Source organism: Microbacterium gawkjiense (assembly GCF_031932225.1).
Taxonomy (GTDB): Bacteria; Actinomycetota; Actinomycetes; order Actinomycetales; family Microbacteriaceae; genus Microbacterium; species Microbacterium gawkjiense.
Window position 1 is genome coordinate 1,356,459 of record NZ_JAUZVV010000001.1, and the last position, 23,672, is coordinate 1,380,130.

Here is a 23,672-nt window from a genome sequence, read left to right on the forward strand (position 1 = left end):
CGGCCGCGGGCGGCGACCGTGCCAGGGGGTTCCCGCCCACGACGCCCGCACCTACGATGGATCCCATGACGCGGAAAACGCTTTCCGACCTGACTGGCCTCATCGACGGAGCCCGGCCGGCCCGGTCGGTGCTGCGACTGCTCGCGCGGCGTCCCGGTCGCATGGTCGTCGCGATCCTCGCGTTCGCGGCGAAGGAGATCCCGCTGTGGTTCTTGCCGGTGATCACGGCCGCGGTCATCGACATCGTCGCGGGGCGGGGCCAGGTCTCCGACGTCATCTGGTGGTTCGTCGTGGCCGCCGTCCTGCTCCTGCAGAACTACCCGAACCACATCCTCTACACCCGCAGCTTCATGACGGTCGTCCGCGACACCGGCGCGGATCTCCGCAACGCCCTCGCCGAACGGCTGCAGACCCTCTCGATCGGCTACCACACGCGTATCAGCTCGTCGATCGTGCAGACCAAGGTGGTCCGCGACGTCGAGAACGTCGAACTCATGCTGCAGCAGGTCACGCATCCGCTCCTGTCGGCGACCATGGTCATGATCGGTGCCCTCACGATGACCGCAATCGCCGTCCCGCAATTCCTCCCGGTCTACGCGCTCGCCGTGCCGATCGCGATCGGCATCCGCTACGCCATGCGCCGTCGCTCGCACGACCGCAACGCGGTGTTCCGGCGCGAGGTCGAGACCCTCTCGGCGCGCGTGGGCGAGATGGCGTCGCTCATCCCGGTCACCCGTGCGCACGGGCTCGAGCAGACCGCCGTGACGCGTGTCGCGACCGGCGCCGACGGCGTCCGCCGAGCCGGACTGCACCTCGACATGCTCAACGGCCACGTCGCGTCGGTGTCGTGGGTCGCGATGCAGGTGCTCGGAGTGGGATGCCTCGTCCTCGCCGCGATCTTCTCCCTGACCGGCATCCTGCCCATCACCCCGGGTGAGGTCGTCCTGCTGTCGACGTACTTCACGCTGCTGACGCAGGGGCTCACGCAGCTGCTCATGCTGATCCCGGTCGGCGCCCGTGGCCTCGAGTCGGTCCGCTCGATCGCCGAGGTGCTGCAGGAGCCCGACCTCGAGCAGAACGCCGGCAAGCGTCGGGTCGACGGGGTGGTCGGCGACCTCACCCTCGCGCGGGTGTCGCACCGCTACCCCGGCGCCCACGAGGACGCAGTGCACGCCGTCGACCTCCACATCCCCGCCGGCGCGACCGTCGCCTTCGTCGGATCGTCGGGGTCGGGCAAGTCGACGATGCTGAACCTGATCCTCGGCTTCCTCCGGCCGTCCTCGGGTCGCATCCTCGTCGACGGGGACGACATGCAAGAACTGGATCTGCGCACAGTGCGCCGGTTCGTCTCGGTCGTGCCGCAGGAGTCCGTCCTGTTCGAGGGCACGATCCGAGAGAACGTCGCCTACGGGCTCGGCGACGTCGGCGACGAGCGCATCGAGCGCGCCCTCCGCGACGCGAACGCGTGGGACTTCGTGCAGGACCAGCCGCAGGGGTGGGACACCGTCGTCGGCGAGCGGGGAGCCCGCCTGTCAGGCGGCCAGCGCCAGCGCCTCGCGATCGCCCGCGCCCTCATCCGCGACCCGCGCATCCTGCTGCTCGACGAGGCCACGAGCGCCCTCGACCCCGAGTCCGAGGAACTCGTGAAGGATGCCCTCGGTCGCCTCATGACGGGACGCACCACCCTGGTCGTCGCCCACCGTCTCTCGACCGTGCGACAGGCCGACCTCATCGTGGTGTTCGAGCGGGGCCGGATCGTCGAGCGCGGCTCGCACGACGAGCTCCTCGAGCGCGGCGGCCGGTACGCCCAGCTGCACCTCACCCAGGCAGGACTCGCATGATCGAGGTGTACCGCGACCCCGTCTACGACGGCGCGACCGATCCGCTCGTCGTGATCGCGGCACCGGGCGACTGGTGGATGTTCTACACCCAGCGCCGCGCGACGCACCCCGACCCGGGTCCCGGCGTCGCCTGGGTGCACGGCAGCCGCATCGGCGTCGCGCGGTCGACCGACGGCATCCGCTGGTCGTACGCCGGAACCCTCGAGCCGACCGCCCGCGGATTGGAGGTGGATGCCGCCGGCCCGCCCGCGAGCACGGATCGCACCCACTGGGCCCCCGAGGTCGTGAACGACGGCGTCGGTTGGCGGATGTACCTCACCGAGATCGACGGGGTGCCCGACCGGTGGCCGGGGCACGCCCGTCGCATCGTCGAGTACCGTTCCACCGACCTCGCCCGGTGGCGCCGGATCGGCCCGCTCGATCTCGACAGCGATCGGGTCATCGATGCCGGCGTCGGTCGGACGCCCGACGGTCGGTGGCGCCTCTGGTACAAGGACGAGGCCGCCGATTCCGTCACCAAGGTCGCGGTCTCCGACGCCCTCGCCGATTGGCGATCGGAGGGCACGGCCATCGCCGGCCGCCCGCACGAGGGCCCGACGGCGTTCGAGCTCGACGGCTCCTGGTGGATGATCGTCGACGAGTGGCGCGGAATGGGGGTGTACCGCTCGGCCGACGCGGTCTCGTGGCAGCGGCAGGGCGGAGCGGATGCCGTCATCCTCGGCGCCGGCGAGGTGCCGGGATCGGGCCTCGGCCACCACGGCGCACCGGTGCGCGAAGGCGACAGGGTGTGGTTCTACTTCTTCACGCACCCGGGAGTCTCCGACGATCGCCGCAGCGCCGTCCTCCGGGTCGAGCTCGTCGTGCGCGACGGCTTACTCGCCGCCGTCTAGCCCGGCAGGCGGTCCCCGATCAGCGCGAGGTTCTGGATCGCGTACCCTGGGACCGGTCACAGCATTGCCCTTGAAAAACGTTTCAATCCGGACTACAGTGCAAGGCAAGCGCTTTCCCGCGGAGTTGATCCGATGCACCGAGAGCGCGCGATCACGGACCATGACGTCCACCGGCACTCGCAACACGGACGTTCGAGAGAGGACAAAGATGTTCATCAGCAAACGCGCGCTCGCCGCCGTCGCACTGGCGACCGGCTCGGCCATCGCCCTCGCAGGCTGCGCCGGCTCACCCGAGCCCGCCGGCACCTACGACCCGGACGAGAAGGTCTCGATTGATCTCGCGTTCTGGGGCAACGACGTCCGCGCCGATCTCTACAACAAGGCGATCGAAGCGTTCAACGAGAAGTACCCGAACATCACGGTCAACTCGAGCTTCCTCGCCTTCCCCGAGTTCTGGGAGAAGCGCCAGACCGAGGCTGCGGGCAAGAACCTGCCCGACGTCATGCAGTTCGACTACTCGTACCTGCGTCAGTACTCCGAGAACGGTCTCCTTCTCGATCTCGACCCGTACCTGGGCGGCATCATCGAGACCGATCCGCTGCCGCAGAACATCCTCGACATCGGCGTCGTGAACGACACGACGTACGGGATCGCGACCTCGACGAACGCGTGGGGCCTGTTCACCAACCCCGTCCTGCTCGAGCAGGCAGGCGTCGACGAGTTCGCCGGTGGTTCCTGGGACGACTACACCGCCTGGATGAGCGAGATCACCGACGCGAGCGGTGGCGAGTTCTGGGGTGGCAGCGACTACACCGGCCGCATCCAGAACTTCGAACTGCAGCTGCGCTCGGAGGGAGGCGAACTCTTCACCGAGGAGGGTGAGCCCGGCTTCGACGAAGCGCGGCTGAAGGCCTTCTGGGAAGAGGGTCAGTCGATCCGCGACGGCATCGGCGTCCCGCAGCAGACCGTCGAGGAGGCCCTCCCGCTGGGCGGGTTCGACACGGCGCTGACCGCGAGCGAGCTCACCTGGGACAACTTCGGCGCCGGTTACCTCGGCAACCTGGGCGAGGGGTACACCGAGCTCGGTCTCGTCGCCCCGCCCGTGACGGAGGACGGGGCGAAGGACCTGTACCTCAAGCCCTCGATGCTGCACTCCATCGCCGCAAACACCGACGAGCCGGAGGCTGCCGCCACCCTCGTGAACTTCCTCGTCAACTCCCCGGAATCCGGCGAGATCTTCGGGACGAACCGCGGCCTGCCCGCCTCCGAGACGGCCCTGGCCGCCGCGGAGCTCGACCCGCTGAGCCAGCAGGTCAAGGACTACGAGGCATCCATCGCCGACCGCCTCGGCGACGCTCCTCCCGTCCCCATCGTCGGCTACGGCACCCTCGAGGAGAAGTTCCGTCAGCTCGGCGTGGAGCTGAACTTCGGCACCATGACCGTCGACGAAGCCGTCTCCCAGTTCTTCACCGAGATGGACGTCGTCCTCAACCAGTGACCGACCGTGGGTCCGGGTGCCGCGGCACCCGGACCCACGCCGTCCGACCGTCCCGACACCTGGAGCAGCCCGTGAGCACCACCGCGACGAGGGTCATCGTCACCGGAGACAAGCGACGTCGCGCCCTCGCGAACAGCCGCCGCCCCGAGAACCTCAGCCGTCCCACCCAGCGCGCCCGCGCCCGGCGGGAGACCCTCGCCGGGTACGGGTTCCTCGTCCCGTGGCTCATCGGCTTCTTCGGGCTGACGATCCTCCCGATGGCGTACTCGCTGTACCTGTCGTTCACGCGGTACAACATCTTCCAGCCGCCGCGCTGGATCGGCATCGACAACTACGTCCGACTCTTCACGAACGACCCGCAGTTCATGCAGTCGGCGCAGATCACTCTGATCTACGTCCTCGTGGGCACCCCGATCACCCTCATCGCCGCACTCCTCGTCGCGATGCTGCTGAACTTCCGCGACAAGGGCTCTGGGTTCTTCCGCTCCGCCTTCTACGCCCCGTCCCTCATCGGCGGATCCGTGTCGGTCGCGATCGTCTGGCGTGCGATGTTCGGGTCCGACGGTCCCGTCGACTCGTCGCTGTCGTTCCTGGGCATCGACCTCGGCGGCTGGATCGGCAACCCCGGCCTCGTCCTGCCCGCGATGATCATCCTCTCGATCTGGCAGTTCGGCGCGACGATGGTCATCTTCCTCGCCGGCCTCAAGCAGGTGCCCAAGGAGCTCTACGAGGCCGCCGAGATGGATGGGGCCGGGCCCTGGCACCGGTTCCGCGCAGTCACGCTGCCGATGCTGTCGCCGGTCATCTTCTTCAACCTGCTGCTCGGGCTCATCGGCGCGTTCCAGGTGTTCGCCTCGGCGTACATCATCTCCAACGGCTCGGGCGGCCCCGCGGGCATGACGAACTTCATCACGCTGTACCTCTACAAGCGCGGCTTCGCCGACGGCCAGATGGGGTACGCCGCCGCGATCGCCTGGGTCCTCCTGGTCGTCGTCGCGATCATCGCCTTCATCCTCTTCCGCACCCAGCGCTCCTGGGTGCACTACGCCGGAGACAACCGATGAGCACCTCCAACGTCACCACGACCTCGGGCGCGGCGTCCACCCCCGTCTTCGCCGCGCAGCAGGTCATCGCGAACCCGCCGCGCCGCCGCGTGAAGCGCAAGACCTGGCAGACCGTCATCTGGCTGGTCGTCCTCATCGCGCTGACCGCCCTCGTGCTCTACCCGCTCGTCTGGCTCGCGGTCTCGACTCTCAAGCCGAACTCCGAGTTCGGGCAGAACTCCGGGCTGATCCCGAACTCACCGTCGCTCGACAACTACGCGAAGGTCTTCGAGGGCATCGCGGGTGTGCCGTTGAGCCAGTTCTTCTGGAACTCGCTCGTCCTCGCCGTCTCGGCGGTCGTCGGCACCGTTCTCTCGAGCGCCCTGGCCGCCTACGCGTTCGCCCGCATCCAGTTCAAGGGGCTCGGCATCCTGTTCGCGGCGATGATCGGCACGCTGCTGCTGCCGTTCCACGTCGTGATCATCCCGCAGTACATCCTGTTCAACAACCTGGGCCTCGTCGACACGTTCTGGCCGCTGATCCTGCCGAAGTTCCTCGCCACCGAGGCGTTCTTCGTGTTCCTGCTCGTCCAGTTCATGCGGCAGATGCCGCGCGACATGGATGAGGCGGCGCGCATCGACGGCGCCGGTCACGTCCGAATCTTCTGGGCGATCATCCTGCCGCTCGTGAAGCCGGCGCTGATCACGTGCGCGATCTTCGCGTTCATCTGGTCGTGGAACGACTTCCTCGGACCGCTCTTGTACCTCACGAGCCCCGAGAACTACCCGCTCCCGATCGCGCTGCGTCTCTACAACGACCAGTCCTCGACGAGCGATTTCGGTGCGACCGTGACGGCGTCGTTCCTCGCCCTCGTGCCGGTGCTGCTGTTCTTCCTCGTGTTCCAGCGCTTCCTCGTCGACGGCGTCGCGACCCAGGGCCTCAAGGGCTGATCGTGCCCGGGACCCGTGCCGACCGACGCGCCGAGCGCGCCGCCGTGCGCGCCGACCGCTCGGGAAGCGGTCCCGTCCTGGAGGAGCGTCCGCCGGCGAGGTTCCCGGGCGCCGCTGCGAAGTTCGCGCTGTTCGGCGAGGTCCTCCTCATCGGGCTCCTCGTCCTGGTCGTCGGCGCGCTGATCGTGACACTGCCGGTGGCGCTGGCCGCCGGCATCCGTCATCTCGGACGGTACGTCGCCGCCGAGGACTCGAGGCTCGGACTGTTCTGGCGCGACGTCCGCGTGGGACTGGCGGGCGGCGCCGTCGTCGGGCTCGTCGCGCTCGTCATCGCGGCGGTGCTGGGCGTAGACATCCTGCTCGCCCGCACCGGGATGCTGCCGGGCGGCGTCGTGATCGAGGCGGTCGGGTGGACGGGCCTCGCCGCGCTCGCCGTCGCGCTGCTCGTCGCGGCGGGCGCATGGGAGCCGACAGCGGGATGGCGTCAGGCGGTGCGTGACGTTCCGGCGATCATCCGTGGCGACGTCCGCGCGCTCGCCTTCTACATCGCGGCGGTCGCGCTCGTCGTGATCCTGACGTGGATGCTGCCGCCGCTGCTCCCCGCCGCGCTCGGCTGCGCCGTGCTCGCCGTCGTCGCGGTCCCGCACCGCCGCCGCTGAGTCAGCGCACGCGGCGGAGGGTGACCGTCGTGCGGCCGGGCGTGGTGCCCGTCACGTAGAGGCGCGGACCGCCGAGCGCATCGGTGCCGCCCAGGTAGTCGTAGTCCTCGCCGGGCAGGTAGCCGGCCGCGGCGGTCGAACCGGTGCCCGGTCCGACCTCGATCGCATCGGCGCCCACGCGGTAGCGGGCCGACCCCGACACGAGCACGGCGGTGCCGTCGGCGGCGGCCGTGACGTCCTCGAACGCGCCGCCCGCGCGGAAGGCGAACTCGAGGTTCCAGGCGCAGATCGGCCCGTCCGTCTCGAGCGTCACCTCGACACCGTCCTCGGTCGGCACGAGCTCGATCCGGGTGTGCAGCGGTACCTCGTGGCGCGGCCGCTCGTCGAACGACATCGCCGCCGAGAAGCGTCCCTCGTCGACGACGCGGTAGTCGCCGCCCGGGCGGCGGTGCGCGGCATCCATCGGTCCGAAGTAGGCGGGGGAGAGGTGCTCCTCGAGCACGATCCGGCCCTCGTCCACCGTCATGCGGTCGGCGCGGAACGGCCCGAGCCCGAAGAAGTGCCGCGACAGGCGCACCGACTCGAGCACGGCATCGCCCGCGAACATCCGGAGGAACGTCGGGTTGCTCGCGAGGCCCGAGCGAATGCGTCGTGCGACTGCGTAGTCCGACCCGCCGAAGACGGTCAGTTCGCGCTCGGGGGTGCGGTCGATGACGAGCCCCGAGACCGGCCAGACGTTCCGGGCCCGGTCGGCCGGCGGTGTCGCCGCCGGCAGCGGCTCGCGCAGCGCCGGGTGCAGCAGCATGTCGGCGAGCGCCGTCTGCGGGTCGATGACGGCAGCGGATGCCGCGACCCGCGCCGCCCAGGCGAGGTCGCCGCGCCCCGTCTCGAGGGCGAGCCGGCGGTAGTGCAACGCGTACGGCGCCAGCGGGAACCGGGGCTCGCGCTGATCCTGCCGGCGTGAGTGGACCGTCTCGACGGAGCCGTCCGGGTGGATGAGGCCGAGCGTCGACTCGAGGTTGCGCGCGACGACGTCGCGGAGCTCGGGCAGGTCGAGGACGTCCGAGATCAGAAGCAGCGACGGGTTCGACACGTACACCGCGTAGTTCGCGCTGCGCTCGGAGTACAGGCCGTCCGCGTCGATGTCGACGCCCTCCGCGAGCCACTCGCGTGCCCGCGCCTCGAGGCGCGGATCGGGGCGGTGGCGGTGCAGTCGGACGAGGGCCGCACTGAGCTCCCACCGGTGGTTCGGGGTGTGAACGCCGCCCGCGAGCATCGCCGGAGCCGCCCGATCGGCGATGCCGCCGAGGATCTCGGCGACCCGGTCGAGGCGGGTGTCGCCCGACCGCCGGGCCAGCTCGAGGATGTCGCCTAGGTCGTTGATCGTAAAGCCCGTGTCGGGTGGAGACTCCACGTTGTCGCCGCCGAGGAACAGGCCCGTGGGGGACTGCAGGTCGTGCAGGATCCGCGCGTACGTCTCGGCCAGCTCGACGACGGCGGGCGAACCGGCGAACGCCGACCCCTCTTCGAGGAAGACCGCCGTCAGCAGCTTCGCCCGGCGCATCGACTCGCGGTGCGGGCCGAGCGGCGCCGTCGACACGTCGGTCGGCGACTGCAGGAGCCGCGCGGCTTCGGCATCCGCCGCGGCGATCACGTCCGCGACGAAGGTGTCGGTCTGGTCGGTGTCGATGCGGTCGGGGGTCATGACGGCTCCGGTCGGTGCAGGCGGGCGCGCAGGGTGACGACCTCGAAGGCGCGCAGATCGAGGCGGACGGTGGTGTCGCCGTCCAGGTGCGCGGCCTCGGTGCGGCCGCGCCCGACGGTCTCGACGAGGTCGCACACCTCCAGCGCCCCGACGGGGACGTCGAATCGCAGGATGCCGCCGGTGCGGGCACCGCGCTGCTCGAAGACGCGCACGACGAGGTCGCCGCTGCCGTCGGCGGCGAGCTTGACGGCCGACACGACGATGCCGGGCACGGTGCTCGTCACGAGCGGGGCGACGGGCTCGGCGCCGGTGACCTCGCGCAGCGGCGACCCGACGAGCGAGCCCCAGCGGGCGGCATCCGTCGTGGTCTCGGCGGGGGCGAAGACGGACGTGAACTCGTGCACGCCCTGGTCGGCGTCGGGGTCGGGGAACCTCGGCGCGCGCAGCAGCGACTGGCGCACCGTCGTGACGGTGCCGTCCGCGTCGGTGGTGCGCGTCGCGTCGTGCCCGTACATGCCGTCGTTCACGATCGCGGCGCCGGTGCCCGGCTCGCCCACGTGCACCCAGCGGTGTGCGCAGACCTCGTAGCGCGCCTCGTCCCACGACGTGTTGGTGTGCAGGGGCCGGCGCACGTGGCCGAACTGCGTCTCGTAGGCGGCATCCTGCGCATGCACTGCGACGGGGAACGCGAGCTTCAACAGTCGATGCCGCTCGTGCCAGTCGACGCGGGTCCGGATGCGGACGGCGCCGCCCTCGGGGTGGAGGTCGATCCACTGCTCGGCGGTGCCGTTCGGCAGGGGGTGCACGACGTGGACGACACCGTCGACCAGCTCGGCGGTGCCGCCGTCGACGTCGGTGGTCGACAGGCGGTACGCGGCGTCGAGCTCCCACGCGTCCCACTTCGACGGGGCGTCGACGTGGAGCTGCAGCAGGCCGCCGCGGTGGCCGGCCGGGATGAGGTCGCGCCCGGTGGCGAGCTCGACCACGCTCCGCAGGGTGCCGTCGGGGCCCACGAGGACGTCGAGCCGGTCCGAGCGCAGCCGGAAGCCGCCCTCGACGGGCTCGGCCGTCGCCGTCGCCGGCTGCGGTGCGGGGCCCGCGCCGCCCGCGGCGATCCCGCCGACGGGGGCCGCGGCGGGGTTGAGCGCCAGGCGTTCCGAACCGTCGCCCACGAGGGCGGCGACGGCATCCGCGATGATCCGCTCGAGCCGGTCGGTCGTCTCGGCGTGCGAGCGCTCGGCCTCGCGGTGCACCCAGGCGATCGCGCTGCCGGGCAGGATGTCGTGGAACTGCAGCAGCAGCACCTCGCGCCAGAGCTCGTCGAGCTCGGCCGCGGGATAGGGGATGCCGCGCCGCACCGTGGCCGCCGAGCTCCAGTGCTCCGCCTCGACGAGCAGGGCCTCGTTGCGCCGGTTGCCGCGCTTGGTGCGCATCTGCGACGTGTAGATGCCGCGGTGGAACTGCAGGTACATCTCTCCCGACCACACCGGCGGGTCCGCCGATTCGGCGGCGGCCTCGACGAAGAACTCGCGCGGGGTGCCGAGGGCGACCGTGGGGGAGCCCTCGAGGTCCGCCTGCAGCCGGGCGTCGGTCATCATCTCGCGCGTGGGGCCGCCGCCGCCGTCGCCGAAGCCGAACGGCATGAGCGAACGGGAGCTGTCGGCGTGGTCGGCGAAGTTGCGGACGCTGCGGGCGAGCTCGGTGGGGCGCATGTCGCCGCTGTAGGTGTTGTTCGGCGGGAAGTGCGTGAAGATCCGCGAGCCGTCGAGGCCCTCCCACACGAAGGAGTGGTGCGGCATCGTGTCGACGTCGTTCCAGCACATCTTCTGCGTGAAGAACCACTCCAGGCCCGCGCCGCGCAGCAGCTGCGGGAGCCCGGCGGGGAACCCGAACGAGTCCGGCAGCCAGCCGACGTCGCTGCGCGCGCCGAAGTGCTCCTCGAAGAAGCGCGTGCCGGTCAGCAGCTGGCGGGCGAGGGATTCGCCCGAGGGCATGTTCACGTCGGATTCGACCCACATGTTGCCGACCGGGATGAAACGGCCCTCGGCGACGCGCGCCCGCACACGCTCGAACAGTTCGGGATCGCTCCGGCGCACCCATTCGAAGTGCTGCGCCGCCGAGCTGACGAAGACGGCCTCGGGGTCGGCGTCCATCAGTTCGAGCACGTTGGCGAAGGTCCGCGTGACCTTGCGCACCGTCTCGCGGGTCGGCCACAGCCACGCCGAGTCGATGTGCGCGTGTCCCGTCGCGGTGATGCGGTGAGCGGATGCGGCCGCCGGCGCCGCCAGCAGGGGAGCGAGGATGCCGCGGGCGGCCGCTGCCCCCGCGGCCGGTGCGTCGGGGTCGATCGCGTAGAGCGCGCGCTCGAGGCCGTCGAGGATGCGGGCCCGGCGCGGGTCGGAGTCGACGAGTTCGCGGGCGAGGCCGACCAGCACGATGACTTCGCGGCGGAGGCGCTCGACCGTCTCGTCGACGAGGCGCAGCTCCATGCGGCCGAGCCGATAGAGCGGATCGGCGCCCGCCGTGGCGGGGTCGCCGAGCGGCGTCGGCGCGAAGGCGAGGGGGCTCTTGAAGTCGTCGCCGCCCGAGAGATCGGGGTTCGCCGCCGCCTCGATCGTGAACGCGACCTGCTCACCGGGTGCGCTCGTCACGGGCACGTGGTGGTTGCGCGGCTCGAGCCCCTTCACCACGGTCCCGCCGGGGGTGCGGACGAGCCCTTCGCACTGGAAGCCGGGCTTGGCCTGCGAGAAGCCGAGGTCGAGCGACAGCTCGATGCGACCGGCCCGGTCGGCCCATGCGGACGGCACCTCGCCCTCGACGGTGAACCACGTCGTGCCCCAGGCGCGGCCCCAGCGGTGCCCGGGCTCGACGGGGGCGAAGGCGGCGTCCTGCCGCATCCGTTCCACTGACACCGGTTCGCCCGGCAGATCCCCGTGGTCGGGGACCTGCCAGGCCGACACCCGGAGGGGACGACGATCCGCGACGACCGCGTCATCGAGGTACTCCCCGATGAAGCGGTCGACGCGTTCCAGAACGAGGTGGTCCCGCGAGGGCATCAGTCCTTCAGTCCCGCGTTGATGTTCGACGAGGTGACGTACTTCTGGAACACCAGGTAGAGCGCCACGAGCGGGATCATCGACAGCACGGATGCCGACAGCAGGATCGTCCACTCGATGTTCTCGGCGCCGACCAACGCCCGCAGGGCGATCTGCAGCGTGAACTGCTCGGGGTCGCCGAGGATGATGAGCGGGAAGATGTAGTCGTTCCAGCGCCACTGGAAGGACATGATCGCCAGGGTCAGCGCGATGGGGCGGGCCAGGGGCAGCATGATCCGGAAGAAGATGCCGTACTCGCTCGCGCCGTCGATCCGCGCCGCCTGCATGAGCTCGTCGGGGATCGTGATGAAGAACTGGCGGAACATGAACACGCCGGTCGGGGTGACGATCGAGGGGATGATCACACCGGCGAGCTGGTTGTACAGACCGAGGTCGCGGATGACGATGAACATCGGGTTGAGGATGACCTCGCCCGGGAGCATCGTCATCGAGAGGATGAACAGGCCGAGGACGCTCAGCCAGGGGTTCTTGTACTTCGCCAGCGCGTAACCGGTCGTCGCGCAGAGGAACACGGTCAGGACCGTCGTGATCGACGCGACGAGTGCCGTGTTGAAGAAGTAGCGGGCGAAGTCGATGCGCTCGAGCGCCGCGGAGTAGCCGTCGAGCGTCCACTCCTTCGGGAAGAACGACAGCGGGTAGCTGAAGAGCTCGCTGCCGGGCTTGAACGAGGACAGGAGGAACCACGCCAGCGGGAACAGCATGAGCAGCGCGAGCACCCACAGCATGGTGGTGGGGACCACCGCGCGGCGGCGGAGATTCTTCGACCGGCGGCGCCGCTCGAAGCGCTCGCGCGTCTTCTCGTCGGGGACGGTGATGGCGTACGTGGTCACCATGAGTTGTTGCTCCTCCGGCTGATGCGCAGCTGGACGATCGCGATGACCATCAGGATCACCAGGAGGATCATCGACGCCGCGCTGGCGTAGCCGATCTCGGACTGCTTGAAGCCGGTCTCGTAGATGTACTGGACGATCAGGCGGTTCTGCGTGCCCGGTCCACCGCCGTTGAGCGACTGGATGAGGGCGAACTCCTTCATGTGCCCGAGTGTGGACAGCAGGATCACCAGGATCGAGGTCGGGGCGATCGAGGGCAGCGTGATGCTGCGGAAGCGCTGCCAGCCGTTGGCGCCGTCGAGTTCGGCCGCCTCGTAGTACGACTTCGGCACGTTGTTGAGCGCGGCGACGAACAGCAGCATGTTGAAGGCCGCGCCGCCCCACGAGGACGCCACGATGACGACCAGCAGGGAGAGGTCGGCGTTCGAGGACCAGGGCACCCGGTCTCCGCCGAACACGCTGATCATGAAGTTCACGAAGCCGAAGCTCTCGCCGAACATCCACCGCCAGATGACACCGGTGACGATGGGGGACACGAGCCAGGGCAGGAAGAAGATGATGCGCGCGGCCGTCTTGCCGCGGGCGTGCGTCGCGTTGATCGCGACGGCCATCCCGAGGGAGAGCGCGTAGCTGAGGGGCACCGAGAACAGTGCGAAGACGAAGGTGCGGCCGAGGGCCGCGTAGAAGCTCGGGTCGCTGAGCAGCTCGCGGTAGTTGTCGAGCCCGACGAAGTTGGCGTCGCCCCAGCCGCGGAAGTCGGTCAGGGAGTAGGACAGCCCGAGGACGCCCGGCCAGAGGAAGAACAGGGCGAACAGGGCCGCCGTGATGACGGTGAACAGGAAGGGCGCCATCCGGTACCGGCCGAAGGTGCGCTTGCGGCGGCGGGAGGGCGCGCCGGGCGCCCCCGCCGTGGGGGCGGAGGCGTCCGGCGTGATGGTTGCAGTCATGCGAGGTTCCCTAGGGAGGTCACTTCATCTGGTCGGTCGAGACCGTGTTGATGTTCTCGACGGTCTGCTCGAGCGTCTGCTCGCCGTTGAGGTACTTGATGGTCTCGTCCTTGAGCGGCTCGCTGTCGATCGCGAGACCCGTGTAGCTGTTCTTCAGGCCGTCGACGGTCTGGCGGGCAGCGATCTCGGGCGACGCGGCGATCTCACCGTTGTAGAGGTCGAACGCGTAGGCGTCGTCCTTGTACTCGATGTCGAGGCCCTCGAGGGCGGGCAGGCAGCCCGAGATCTCGCAGTACTCGGTGTAGTTCTCCGGCTGGTACATCCACTTCACGAAGTCGAGCGTCTCCTTCTCGACACCCGTGCCGTCGTAGGCGACGATCCAGGATGCGGCACCGTAGTTCGTCGAGCGGACCGGCTGCTGCGGCAGCGGCACGGAGATCCACTCGAAGTCCTTGATGTTGGCCTGGAAGTCGGCGATCTGCCAGACGCCCGACATGTAGCCGGCAACGCGGCCGCTCTTGAAGGTCGCGCTGGGGTCGTCACCGGCGGCCCAGACGGCCTTGGGCAGGAATCCGTCGTCGTTCAGCTTCTTGAAGTACTCGAGGGCCTTGGCGCCCTCCTCGTCGAGCGCCCACGTGCCGTCGGACTGCTCGGTGACGCCCTGGCTGCCGAACTCGAACAGGAACGCGCGCAGACGGTGCGCCGAGCTGTCGATGACGCCGCCGAACTCGGCATCCGTCTTGTCGACGACCTCGGTGGCCTTCTGGACGTACTCGTCCCACGTCCACTCCTGGTCGAGCGAGGTCGGGTACTCGACGCCGGCCTCGTCCCAGAGGGTCTTGTTGAGGAACATACCGACACCGGTGAGGGTCGTCGGGAGCGCCTTGACCTTGCCGTCCTCGGGGTCCTCGACGCGCAGGGCGGGGATGACCTTGGCCTCTTCGGCAATGTCGGTGAGGTCGAGCATGCGGTCGGTCCACGCCGGGTCGGCGTCGGGGGCGGCCGCCAGGGCGGGAAGGTCGTTGGCCTGCGATGCGGTGCGGAGGCGGGTGCGGAGGTCGTCGCCGGGAACCTCGACGACCTTGACCTTGACGCCGGTCTCCTCCTCGTACTTCTTGGCGAGCATGGCGTAGCCGCCACCCTGCGCCGCGTCGCCCGACTGGACGAACTCGAGGGTGACGTCCTCACCTGCGGTGCCGCCGCCGTTGCCCGACGACGAGCAACCGGCGAGCACGAGAGCGCCCACCGCTGCGGCGATGACTGTGGCGGTACGGATGGTGCGGGAACTCTTCACTGCTTCTCCTTCGCATGCGCTCCTCGGTGAGCGCGGGGTGAGTCATGAGCGGGTCAACCGGGTATTTGTCGGCATGTCATGACAAGGGGTGCTCATACGGTAACCCCGCGGCGGTCCGGCGGCAAGCGCTTACCTGTGTCGGATATGTAACGTCTTTGCGACAACCGCTCTCCATCCTCCCCCGAGAGGGTCCGCAGCGCCGCATCCGATCGTCCTTGCGGAAACCCCCGCCCGATGACACACTGAGGGGAAAGCGCTTACCCGTACGACGCGGGGACACCCGATGCGCGGAGAACCAGACGAAGGACCGAACGTGTCAGAGACGACCATCACCGCCCCCGCACCGGCCGCCGCCGCCGCCGCAGCCCCCGCCGTCCGCGAGATCGGCATCATCATGAACGGCGTCTCGGGCCGCATGGGCTACCGCCAGCACCTGGTGCGCTCGATCCTCGCCATCCGCGAGCAGGGCGGCATCGAGCTGCCCGACGGGTCGAAGGTCACCGTCAAGCCCCTCCTCGTCGGCCGCAGCGAGGCCAAGCTCGCCGAGCTCGCCGCGAAGCACGGCATCGAGGACTACACGACCGATCTGGATGCCGCGCTCGCCGACCCCCGCTGGGAGATCTACGCCGACTTCCTCGTCACCAAAGCGCGCGCCACGGCGCTGCGCAAGGCCATCGCCGCCGGCAAGACGATCTACACCGAGAAGCCGACCGCCGAATCCCTCGAGGAGGCCCTCGAGCTCGCGAAGCTGGCGGCCGAGGCCGGCGTCAAGACCGGTGTCGTGCACGACAAGCTCTACCTGCCGGGCCTGCAGAAGCTCAAGCGCCTCATCGACTCGGGCTTCTTCGGCCGCATCCTCTCCGTCCGCGGCGAGTTCGGCTACTGGGTCTTCGAGGGCGACTGGCAGCCGGCGCAGCGCCCCTCGTGGAACTACCGTGCCGAGGACGGCGGCGGCATCATCGTCGACATGTTCCCGCACTGGAACTACGTGCTCGAGAACCTCTTCGGCAAGGTCGACTCGGTCTACGCGCAGGCCGCCGTGCACATCGCCGACCGCTGGGACGAGAAGGGCGAGCACTACACCGCGACCGCCGAGGACGCCGCCTACGGCGTGTTCGAGCTCGAGGGCGGCGTCGTCGCGCAGATCAACTCGTCGTGGACCGTGCGGGTCAACCGCGACGAGCTCGTCGAGTTCCACGTCGACGGCACGCATGGCTCGGCCGTCGTCGGCCTGTTCGGCGCCAAGATCCAGCCCCGCAACGCCACCCCCAAGCCGGTGTGGAACCCCGACCTCGAGGACAGCCACGACTACGACGCCGACTGGCAGCAGGTGCCGACCAACGACGTCTTCATCAACGGCTTCCGTCAGCAGTGGGAGGAGTTCCTCGTCTCGTATGTCGAGGACACCGACTACGAGTTCGACCTCCTCGCCGGCGCTCGCGGCGTGCAGCTGGCCGAGGCGGGCCTGCGCTCGAGCCGCGAGGGACGCAAGATCGAGCTCGACGCGCTCTCGCTGGACTGATCGATGACCGACCTCACCCTGCTCTCGGGCGACGGCGCCCTCCGCCGCGTCCCGCTCGTCGACACGTCGGGCTACACCCGTCCCGAGGGGCCGCTGCGCAGCCGCGTCGCCTACGCGGCCGCGCACGTCGTGCCGAAGACCCACGCCGACAACACCCCGGGCCAGCCGGCCGAGATCGACTGGGACGCGACGCTCGACTTCCGTCGCAACGTCTACTCGTGGGGGCTCGGCGTCGCCGACGCCATGGACACCGCGCAGCGGAACATGGGATTGGATGCCGCGGCCACCCGCGAGCTGATCTCGCGCTCCGCCGAGGTCGCCCGTGAAGAGGGCGGCTCCGTCGTCGTCGGCGTGAACACCGACCACATCGACGAGGAGCGCATCTCGCTCGACGAGGTCGTCTCGGCCTACCTCGAGCAGCTCCACTTCACCGAGGAGCAGGGGGCGGGGCCCGTCCTCATGGCCTCCCGCCACCTCGCCCGCGTCGCCGAGAGCGCCGACGACTACCGTCGCGTCTACGACGCCGTGCTCTCGCGGGCCTCCGGACCCGTCGTGCTCCACTGGCTCGGCACGGCGTTCGACCCGCAGCTGGCGGGATACTTCGGGGCGGCCGACTGGCAGACGGCGTCGGCCGTGCTGCTGGAGGTCATCGAGGCGAACGTCGACAAGGTCGCCGGGGTCAAGATGAGCCTGCTCGACGCGGCCTCCGAGGTGTCGGTGCGCGAGCGCCTGCCCGAGTCCGTGCGCATGTTCACGGGTGACGACTTCAACTACGTCGGCCTCATCGGCGGCGCCGACGTGCCCGACGCGCCGCAGCCGGCGCGGGACCCGGCATCCGCTCGGCAGCACTCGGACGCGCTGCTGGGGGCGTTCGCCGCGCTGACGCCCGTCGCCTCGGCGGCGATCCAGGCGCTCGACGCGGGCGACCCGGCGCGCTACCTCGAGGTGCTCGCCCCGACCGAGGCGCTATCGCGCCAGGTGTTCGCGGCGCCGACGTTCTACTACAAGACGGGTGTCGCCTTCCTGGCGTGGCTCAACGGGCACCAGCCCGCCTTCCAGATGGTGGGCGGCCTGCACTCGGCGCGCAGCCTGCCGCACCTGTCCCGCATCGTCGAGCTCGCGAACGAGGCGAAGGCCTTCGAGCGTCCCGAGCTCGCCGCGCAGCGGTGGAACGGGATGCTGAGCCTGAACGGTCTCGACGCATGAGCGCCGTCGACCCGCGCCTGTCGATCAACCAGGGCACGATCAAGCACGCCGACCTCGCCACCGCGCTCCGCGTGACCGCGGAGGCCGGGGTGCAGAGCATCGGGCTCTGGCGCGAGCCGGTGCAGGAGGTCGGGCTCGCGACGGCCGCGTCGATGCTGAGCGATTCGGGCCTGCGGTTCTCGACCCACTGCCGGTCGGGCTTCTTCACCATGCCCGAGGGTCCGGCCCGCCGCGCGTCGATCGACGACAACCTCGTCGCCATCGACGAGGCCGCGACCCTCGCCGCCGCCGGTGCGCCCGGCTCGGAGGCCGTGCTCGTGCTCGTGGCCGGCGGACTGCCCGAGGGCTCCCGGGACATCGTCGGAGCGCGCGAGCGCGTCCGCGACGCGCTCGGCGAACTCGCTCCTCACGCCGCGGAGGCCGGCGTGACGCTCGCGATCGAACCGCTGCACCCGATGTACGCGACCGACCGGTGCGTCGTCTCGACCCTGGGGCAGGCGCTCGACCTCGCGGCGGACTTCGACCCGTCGGTCGTGGGTGTCGCCGTCGACACGTTCCACATCTTCTGGGACCCGGACGTGCTCGACTCGATCGCGCGCGCCGGCCGGGAGGGTCGGATCGCGACCTACCAGGTCTGCGACTGGAAGACGCCGCTCCCGGCGGATGTCCTGCTCGGCCGGCACTACCCCGGCGACGGCGTCATCGACCTCGCGGGCCTCACCCGCGCCGTCGTCGACACCGGTTACGCGGGCGACGTCGAGGTCGAGATCTTCAACGCCGACGTGTGGGCGACCGAGCCGCTCGAGGCGGTGCGCCGGACCGCGGCGGGGTTCGCGGCATCCGTCTCACCGTCTCTCAGCGGTCGATGACGGGCCGCTCCGAGCAGGCCGACGGCCGCCCGTAGACTTCGCACCATGACCGACCGCACCCTGCGTCGACCCGGGCCCTCGGGCGCGGTGACCCTCGACGACGTCGCGCGCGAGGCGGGCGTCTCGCTCGCCACGGCGTCGCGCGCCCTCAACGGCTCGACGCGCAAGGTCGCGGACTCCTATCGCGAGCGCGTCGAGGCCGCCGCGGCGCGGCTGGGCTACACCGCGAACCTCTCCGCGCAGGCGACCGCGCGGGGGACGTCGGCGATCCTCGCCCTGCTCGTCGCCGACATCGCCGACCCCTACTTCGGGCTCATCGCCTCGGGCGTCGCCCGCGGTGCCGACGAGGCCGGGCTCGTGGTGACGGTCGCGATCACCGAGCGCGACCCCGAGCGCGAGGTGCGGCTCGTGCGGGCGCTCCGCGGGCAGCGGCCCCGCGGGCTCATCCTCGCCGCGTCCCGGACCTCGGCGGGCCCGGCGCCCGAGCTCACCCGCGAACTGGACCTGCTCGGCGCGATGGGCGGCCAGGTCGTCGCCCTCGGTCCGGGGGCCGGCGGCGTGCGTTCGCTCATCCTCGACAACCGCGCGGGCGCCGAGGCCCTCGGGCGGGCGCTCGTCGAGCGCGGCTACCGCCGGGCCGTCGTCCTGGCGGCCGAAGAGGGCACGGCCACGAGCGATTCGCGCCTCGACGGCTTCCGCGCCGGCTTCACGTCGGCCGGGGGCGAGGAACCCCGCGTCTACCGCGGCGGCTTCACGCGCGAAGCGGGTTACGAGGCGATGACCCGGGCGCTCGCGGACGGCGTCGAGACCGGCACGGTCGTGTTCGGCATCAGCGACGTCGTGGCGATCGGCGCCCTGACCGCGATCCGCGCGGCGGGACGCACGGCGGGCGCCGACATCGCCCTCGCAGGGTTCGACGACATCCCGACGGGACGCGACGTGACCCCCGCCCTCACCACGGTGCACGTGCCCCTCGAAGAGGTCGGCTACCAGGCGTTCCGCGCCGCGACCGACGCCGAGTGGGAGCCGCATCCCGACGACCTGCGACTCGACGTGCTGCTGCGCGAGAGCACCCCGCCGCGCGCATGAGCGTCGTCGTCGCCCTCGACAGTCTCAAGGGCTCGCTGCCCGCCGCCGCGGCATCCGCCGCCCTCGCGGACGGGTGGCGCGAGGTCGATCCCGCGGCCGAGATCGTGCTGCGCCCCATGGCCGACGGGGGAGAGGGGACCCTCGACGCCTTCGCCGCCGCCGTGCCCGGAGCGCAGCGCCGCCCGGTGCGCGTGCGCGGCCCGCGCGGCACGCTCGTCGACGCGGCGTGGCTGCTGCTGCCGGACGGCACGGGTGTCGTCGAGCTCGCCTCGACGAGCGGCATCGAACTCCTCGGCGAGGACCGCCTGCCGTGGGATGCGGACACGACCGGGTTCGGGCAGGCGATCGCCGCCGCCCTCGACGCGGGCGTCGAGCGGCTCGTCCTCGGCATCGGCTCGTCCGCCTCGACCGACGGGGGGAGCGGGATGCTGCGCGCTCTCGGCGCGCGCATGGTCGACGCCGACGGGCGCGACGTCCCCGCCGGGGCGCGCGGGCTCGCTGCCGTGTCGGCGATCGACTTCTCGCACCTGCGGACCCCGCCGGCGGGAGGTGTCACCGTGCTCAGCGACGTGACGAACCCGCTGACCGGGCCCGCAGGCGCCGCGGCCGTGTTCGGACCGCAGAAGGGGCTGACCGCCGCCGACGTCGAGGTCGTCGACGGCGTGCTCGAGCGGTACGCAGCCTGCATCGCCCGGCGCGTGCCGGCCGCCGACCCGCTCCTGCCGGGAGCGGGGGCCGCGGGCGGCACCGGGTTCGCGCTCGCCGCGTGGGGTGCCGATCTCGTGCCCGGCGCACAGCGCATCGCCGACCTCGTGGACCTAGCCGGTGCGGTGGCCGCGGCGTCCCTCGTCGTCACGGGGGAGGGCGCGTTCGACGGGCAGTCCGCCGCCGGCAAGGTGCCCGCGTTCGTGCAGGGGCTCGCGGCGACGCACGGGGTGCCCGTCGCGGTCGTCGCCGGGCGGATCGCCGCCGACGCCGACACCGCCGGTTTCGCGCACACGATCTCGCTCACCGATCTCGCCGGTGGCGCGGCCGCGTCGATGGCCGATCCGGCGCGCTGGCTGGCCGAAGCCGGGCGCCGCCTCGCGACACGGAGCGCCTGAACGGGGCACGCGCATGGCAGCCGAGGCGGAGCAGGGACGGCGGGAGTGGTCCCGCGAGGACTGGATCGCGTACGCCGACCGGCTGCTGGATGCCGCGCGCCGGCATGCGACGCCGGGCGGCGGCCGCATCCACTTCCCGGGGACCGAGGGCGGGTACGGCCACGACGTCGACGGTCTCGAGGGCTTCGCCCGCACCCTGCTGCTGGCCGGCTTCCGGATCGCCGGTGCCCGCGGGGAGGGGGTCGACGACCTCATCGCCTTCGTGCGGCGGGGTATCGCGGCGGGCGTCGATCCGGCCGCGCCCGACCGGTGGGTGCGACCGGACGAGCACGGGCAGGCGAAGGTCGAAGCGGCATCCCTCGCCCTCGTCCTCGACCTGACCCGGCCCTGGGTGTGGGACACCCTCGACGCCGTCACCCGGGAGCGCGCGGTCGACTGGTTCTCGCCCGTGGTGGGCGACGAGGGGTACCCACGGAACAACTGGGTCTGGTTCCGCATCGTGGTGCAGACCTTCCTGCGCTCGGTGGGCGGACCGTGGTCGCCGGACGACATCGCGGCCGACCTCGCCCGCCACGACTCGTTCGTCCGCGAGGACGGCTGGCTCGCGGACGGCGACGACCGCTCGTACGACCACTACGTCGGGTGGGCGCTGCACACGTACCCGGTCCTGTGGTCCCGGATGTCGGGGGCGGCCGAGCTCGCCGCGAGCAGGACCGCGGGCGACATCGCGCGGCTGGACCGCTTCCTGGACGACGCCCTCGCGCTCGTCGGCGGTGACGGGTCGCCGCTCGTGCAGGGTCGCAGCCTCATCTACCGCTACGCGGCGGCCGCCGCCTTCTGGGTCGGGGCGATCGCCGAGGTCCCGTCGCATGCGCCCGGGCGGCTGCGGCACGCCGCCGAGGCGGTCGTCCGTCACTTCGCCGACCGAGGTGTGCCCGACGCGGAGGGCGTGCTGACGATGGGTTGGCACGGTCCGTGGCGTGCGCTCGCCCAGTCGTACTCGGGGCCGGGGTCGCCGTACTGGGCGGTCAAGGGGCTCATGGGCCTGATGCTGCCCGCCGACCACCCCGTGTGGACCGCACCCGCCGAGCCGCTGCCCGTGGAGCGGGGCGACGTCCTGCGGGCCGTGCGGTCGCCGGGCTGGATCGTGTCGGGCACGCGCGACGACGGTGTCGTCCGGGTCCTGAACCACGGCACCGACCACGCGCAGCCGGGGGCGGTCGTGACCGACTCGCCGCTCTACACCCGCATCGGCTACGCGACGGCGACGGCGCCGCTGCTCGACGCCCGCGCGTGGCACGAGCCCCTCGAGCAGTCCGTCGCCCTGCGCGACGCAGACGGGCGGGCCACGCATCGCGCCGGCATGCGCCTGCTCGACGTCCGGGTCGACGGCGCCGGTCACGATGCCGTGGGGGTCGCCTCGGCGGTGTGGGACGCCCACTGGATCACGGGGGACGTGCCCGACCGCAACCACGGCTCCGGCTTCCCCGGGGACGCGCGCCGCGCGGGACGCCTGCGCGTCGACTCGCTCGTCCGCGGCAGTCTCGAGGTGCGGCTCGTCCGTGTCGAGGACCTCGCCGCAGGACTGACCGAGGCGGACCTCCGCCTGCGCGTCGGCGGCTGGGCCGTGGCGGGGGGCGAACCCGAGCAGCACGTCGACGGGCTGGCGGCGGTCGCCGTCGCCGGGGTGCTGCGCAGCGGCATCCGCTCGCTCTCCAGAGGGAAGGCGCACGTCGTGACGAGGACGGATGCCGGTCCGCTCGGCACCTGCAGTGCGGTGCCCGTCGTCGACCTCGACGTCGCCGCCGGCCGGGTGGGTGTCGTCGTCCTCGACCTGCGGGGAGCCGGGCTGCCCGTCCGGACGGACGTGTCCGTCCGCGTGGAGGATGACGCGGTCGAGGTCGTCTGGGCGGACGGGGTGCGGACGTCTCACCGCCTCTCAGCCCGCTCATAGCAGTCGCTCAGGTCGCTCACAACCCCTACGTGGGCACCGTCCGCCGTCCCTACAGTCGGCGGCGACGCTCCGTGCGCAATCCGTTCGGGGCGTCGCACCGAATGACCTGCAGCACCACATGTCTGCAGGGCCGCGGCATCCGTCGCACCAACGGAGGGACACTCGAATGACCAGCTCACCCAACCGCCTCGTCGCCGTCATCTTCGGCGCCGTCTACATCCTCGTCGGCCTGCTCGGCTTCGCCGTCACCGGTGGGGTCGACTTCCTCGCCACCGACGGCGAGCTGCTGCTCGGCATCTTCATGGTCAACCCGCTGCACAACGTCGCGCACCTCCTGATCGGTGCGGCGCTGCTCATCGGCGGCCTGTCGAACGTCCGCGCCGCCAAGGGCGTGAACATCGTCGTCGGTGCTGCGTACCTGCTGCTCGGCGTCGTCGGCTTCTTCCTCGTGGGTACCGCCGCGAACATCCTGGCGCTGAACACGGCCGACCACTTCCTGCACCTCGCCAGCGCGCTCGTGCTGCTCGGCGTCGGCATCGCCGCCGACAAGCAGGTCTCCCCTCGCGCGGCCGTCTGATGTCGCCGTCCGTCCTGGTCCGCTCGTGGCCCGCGCTCGCTGCGTGGGGCGCAGGGCTCTTGCAGCTCGGACTGGGCGCGGGCGCGATCGTGAAGGGCGCCGATGCCGCGGACCGCGGCATCGGCGTCCTGCTCGCCGCCGTCGGGGCGGCGACCATCGCCTGGGGCGTCGCGGCGCTGATGCGGGGGCGCGTGGTTGCTCCGCCCGCGGGCGTCGGAGTCTCGCTCGCCGGTCTCGTCGCCGTGACCGCGCTGCTCGTGATCGGTCCCCCGCAGACCAGCATCTATCCCGTCGTCGTCTCCACAGCGCTGGGTCTTTCCGTCGGTGTCGTCTCGGCGATCGCGATGCGTCGCGCAGGTCGACGGCCGTCGCACCCCGCTGCGCGCACCGCCGCCCGCACGAGCGTCGGCGGCCTGATCGTCGGCGCCTTCCTGCTGGCAGGACTCGTGACCCCCGCCCTGGCCGCGACGCCCATCGGCAGCGATGCGCCCGGCGCCGAGGTCAACGAGGTCTTCCTGCACGGACACGGCGGGCACTGAGCCTCGGCGCCAGCTCCTGGGCGTCAGCGGATGCAATGGA

General features: G+C 71.2%; 19 protein-coding genes. 14 read left to right on the forward strand and 5 right to left on the reverse strand.

The features are described 5' to 3' along the window. The first annotated feature begins 65 nt into the window (after positions 1-65). From Q9S71_RS06590 to Q9S71_RS06615, 6 genes are all read left to right on the forward strand, one after another. Entirely contained in the window at positions 66-1,841 is a 1,776-nt protein-coding gene (locus Q9S71_RS06590; protein ID WP_311861309.1) for an ABC transporter ATP-binding protein, read from the forward strand. Beyond that, the gene (locus tag Q9S71_RS06595; protein ID WP_311861311.1) at positions 1,838-2,731 is read left to right on the forward strand and encodes a glycoside hydrolase family protein; all 894 of its coding nucleotides are present in this window, start codon (positions 1,838-1,840) and stop codon (positions 2,729-2,731) included. Before Q9S71_RS06590 ends, Q9S71_RS06595 begins: the two co-directional genes overlap by 4 nt. A gap of 208 nt (positions 2,732-2,939) precedes the next feature. Next, positions 2,940-4,229, forward strand: coding sequence for an ABC transporter substrate-binding protein (locus Q9S71_RS06600; protein WP_311861312.1), 1,290 nt, complete (start codon positions 2,940-2,942; stop codon positions 4,227-4,229). Between the two features lie 71 nt (positions 4,230-4,300). Continuing rightward, a complete protein-coding gene (locus tag Q9S71_RS06605) occupies positions 4,301-5,293 on the forward strand; it encodes a carbohydrate ABC transporter permease (protein WP_311861313.1) in 993 nt (330 codons plus the stop codon). After that, positions 5,290-6,222, forward strand: coding sequence for a carbohydrate ABC transporter permease (locus Q9S71_RS06610; protein ID WP_064002552.1), 933 nt, complete (start codon positions 5,290-5,292; stop codon positions 6,220-6,222). The genes Q9S71_RS06605 and Q9S71_RS06610 overlap by 4 nt, the downstream gene beginning before the upstream one ends. Before the next feature lie 2 nt (positions 6,223-6,224). Beyond that, entirely contained in the window at positions 6,225-6,881 is a 657-nt protein-coding gene (locus Q9S71_RS06615; RefSeq protein ID WP_311861314.1) for a hypothetical protein, read from the forward strand. A gap of 1 nt (position 6,882) precedes the next feature. Here the strand turns inward: Q9S71_RS06615 and Q9S71_RS06620 are convergent, their stop codons facing one another. From Q9S71_RS06620 to Q9S71_RS06640, 5 genes are read right to left on the reverse strand one after another with little or no spacing between them, the layout of a single operon-like run. Further along, a complete protein-coding gene (locus Q9S71_RS06620) occupies positions 6,883-8,586 on the reverse strand; it encodes a hypothetical protein (protein WP_311861315.1) in 1,704 nt (567 codons plus the stop codon). Continuing rightward, positions 8,583-11,642: an alpha-mannosidase gene (locus Q9S71_RS06625; protein WP_311861316.1), complete on the reverse strand. Its 3,060-nt coding sequence runs from the start codon at positions 11,640-11,642 to the stop codon at positions 8,583-8,585. Before Q9S71_RS06625 ends, Q9S71_RS06620 begins: the two co-directional genes overlap by 4 nt. Further along, a complete protein-coding gene (locus Q9S71_RS06630; protein ID WP_064002548.1) occupies positions 11,642-12,535 on the reverse strand; it encodes a carbohydrate ABC transporter permease in 894 nt (297 codons plus the stop codon). The genes Q9S71_RS06625 and Q9S71_RS06630 overlap by 1 nt, the downstream gene beginning before the upstream one ends. After that, positions 12,529-13,479 (reverse strand): carbohydrate ABC transporter permease, encoded by a 951-nt coding sequence (locus tag Q9S71_RS06635; protein WP_064002547.1) that lies wholly within the window; start codon positions 13,477-13,479, stop codon positions 12,529-12,531. Before Q9S71_RS06635 ends, Q9S71_RS06630 begins: the two co-directional genes overlap by 7 nt. Before the next feature lie 19 nt (positions 13,480-13,498). Then, positions 13,499-14,773 (reverse strand): ABC transporter substrate-binding protein, encoded by a 1,275-nt coding sequence (locus Q9S71_RS06640; protein ID WP_064002546.1) that lies wholly within the window; start codon positions 14,771-14,773, stop codon positions 13,499-13,501. A 394-nt stretch (positions 14,774-15,167) separates the two neighbouring features. Between Q9S71_RS06640 and Q9S71_RS06645 the strand changes: the two genes are divergently transcribed. The 8 genes from Q9S71_RS06645 (at position 15,168) to Q9S71_RS06680 (ending at position 23,632) form a co-directional block, all read left to right on the forward strand. Next, the gene (locus Q9S71_RS06645) at positions 15,168-16,295 is read left to right on the forward strand and encodes a Gfo/Idh/MocA family protein (protein WP_311861712.1); all 1,128 of its coding nucleotides are present in this window, start codon (positions 15,168-15,170) and stop codon (positions 16,293-16,295) included. 3 nt (positions 16,296-16,298) lie between these two features. Next, entirely contained in the window at positions 16,299-17,501 is a 1,203-nt protein-coding gene (locus tag Q9S71_RS06650) for a dihydrodipicolinate synthase family protein (protein ID WP_311861318.1), read from the forward strand. After that, entirely contained in the window at positions 17,498-18,370 is an 873-nt protein-coding gene (locus Q9S71_RS06655; RefSeq protein WP_311861319.1) for a sugar phosphate isomerase/epimerase family protein, read from the forward strand. Before Q9S71_RS06650 ends, Q9S71_RS06655 begins: the two co-directional genes overlap by 4 nt. Before the next feature lie 45 nt (positions 18,371-18,415). Further along, entirely contained in the window at positions 18,416-19,459 is a 1,044-nt protein-coding gene (locus Q9S71_RS06660; protein WP_311861320.1) for a LacI family DNA-binding transcriptional regulator, read from the forward strand. Further along, positions 19,456-20,562 carry a glycerate kinase gene (locus tag Q9S71_RS06665; RefSeq protein ID WP_311861321.1) on the forward strand — a complete coding sequence of 369 codons (1,107 nt, stop codon included), beginning with the start codon at positions 19,456-19,458 and terminating at the stop codon, positions 20,560-20,562. Before Q9S71_RS06660 ends, Q9S71_RS06665 begins: the two co-directional genes overlap by 4 nt. 13 nt (positions 20,563-20,575) lie before the next feature. Next, entirely contained in the window at positions 20,576-22,516 is a 1,941-nt protein-coding gene (locus Q9S71_RS06670; protein WP_311861322.1) for a DUF2264 domain-containing protein, read from the forward strand. A gap of 166 nt (positions 22,517-22,682) precedes the next feature. Beyond that, positions 22,683-23,093, forward strand: a complete 411-nt coding sequence (locus Q9S71_RS06675) for a DUF4383 domain-containing protein (protein ID WP_217532200.1) — start codon at positions 22,683-22,685, stop codon at positions 23,091-23,093. After that, positions 23,093-23,632 (forward strand): hypothetical protein, encoded by a 540-nt coding sequence (locus Q9S71_RS06680; RefSeq protein WP_311861323.1) that lies wholly within the window; start codon positions 23,093-23,095, stop codon positions 23,630-23,632. The genes Q9S71_RS06675 and Q9S71_RS06680 overlap by 1 nt, the downstream gene beginning before the upstream one ends. Positions 23,633-23,672 lie beyond the last annotated feature (40 nt).

Coding starts and splice junctions, on each gene's coding strand:
- Q9S71_RS06590 (WP_311861309.1), top strand. CDS start 66: ATGACGCGGAAAACGCTTTCCGACCTGACTGGCCTCATCGACGGAGCC.
- Q9S71_RS06595 (WP_311861311.1), top strand. CDS start 1,838: ATGATCGAGGTGTACCGCGACCCCGTCTACGACGGCGCGACCGATCCG.
- Q9S71_RS06600 (WP_311861312.1), top strand. CDS start 2,940: ATGTTCATCAGCAAACGCGCGCTCGCCGCCGTCGCACTGGCGACCGGC.
- Q9S71_RS06610 (WP_064002552.1), top strand. CDS start 5,290: ATGAGCACCTCCAACGTCACCACGACCTCGGGCGCGGCGTCCACCCCC.
- Q9S71_RS06620 (WP_311861315.1), bottom strand. CDS start 8,586: ATGACCCCCGACCGCATCGACACCGACCAGACCGACACCTTCGTCGCG.
- Q9S71_RS06625 (WP_311861316.1), bottom strand. CDS start 11,642: ATGCCCTCGCGGGACCACCTCGTTCTGGAACGCGTCGACCGCTTCATC.
- Q9S71_RS06630 (WP_064002548.1), bottom strand. CDS start 12,535: ATGGTGACCACGTACGCCATCACCGTCCCCGACGAGAAGACGCGCGAG.
- Q9S71_RS06635 (WP_064002547.1), bottom strand. CDS start 13,479: ATGACTGCAACCATCACGCCGGACGCCTCCGCCCCCACGGCGGGGGCG.
- Q9S71_RS06645 (WP_311861712.1), top strand. CDS start 15,168: ATGAACGGCGTCTCGGGCCGCATGGGCTACCGCCAGCACCTGGTGCGC.
- Q9S71_RS06650 (WP_311861318.1), top strand. CDS start 16,299: ATGACCGACCTCACCCTGCTCTCGGGCGACGGCGCCCTCCGCCGCGTC.
- Q9S71_RS06655 (WP_311861319.1), top strand. CDS start 17,498: ATGAGCGCCGTCGACCCGCGCCTGTCGATCAACCAGGGCACGATCAAG.
- Q9S71_RS06660 (WP_311861320.1), top strand. CDS start 18,416: ATGACCGACCGCACCCTGCGTCGACCCGGGCCCTCGGGCGCGGTGACC.
- Q9S71_RS06665 (WP_311861321.1), top strand. CDS start 19,456: ATGAGCGTCGTCGTCGCCCTCGACAGTCTCAAGGGCTCGCTGCCCGCC.
- Q9S71_RS06670 (WP_311861322.1), top strand. CDS start 20,576: ATGGCAGCCGAGGCGGAGCAGGGACGGCGGGAGTGGTCCCGCGAGGAC.
- Q9S71_RS06675 (WP_217532200.1), top strand. CDS start 22,683: ATGACCAGCTCACCCAACCGCCTCGTCGCCGTCATCTTCGGCGCCGTC.
- Q9S71_RS06680 (WP_311861323.1), top strand. CDS start 23,093: ATGTCGCCGTCCGTCCTGGTCCGCTCGTGGCCCGCGCTCGCTGCGTGG.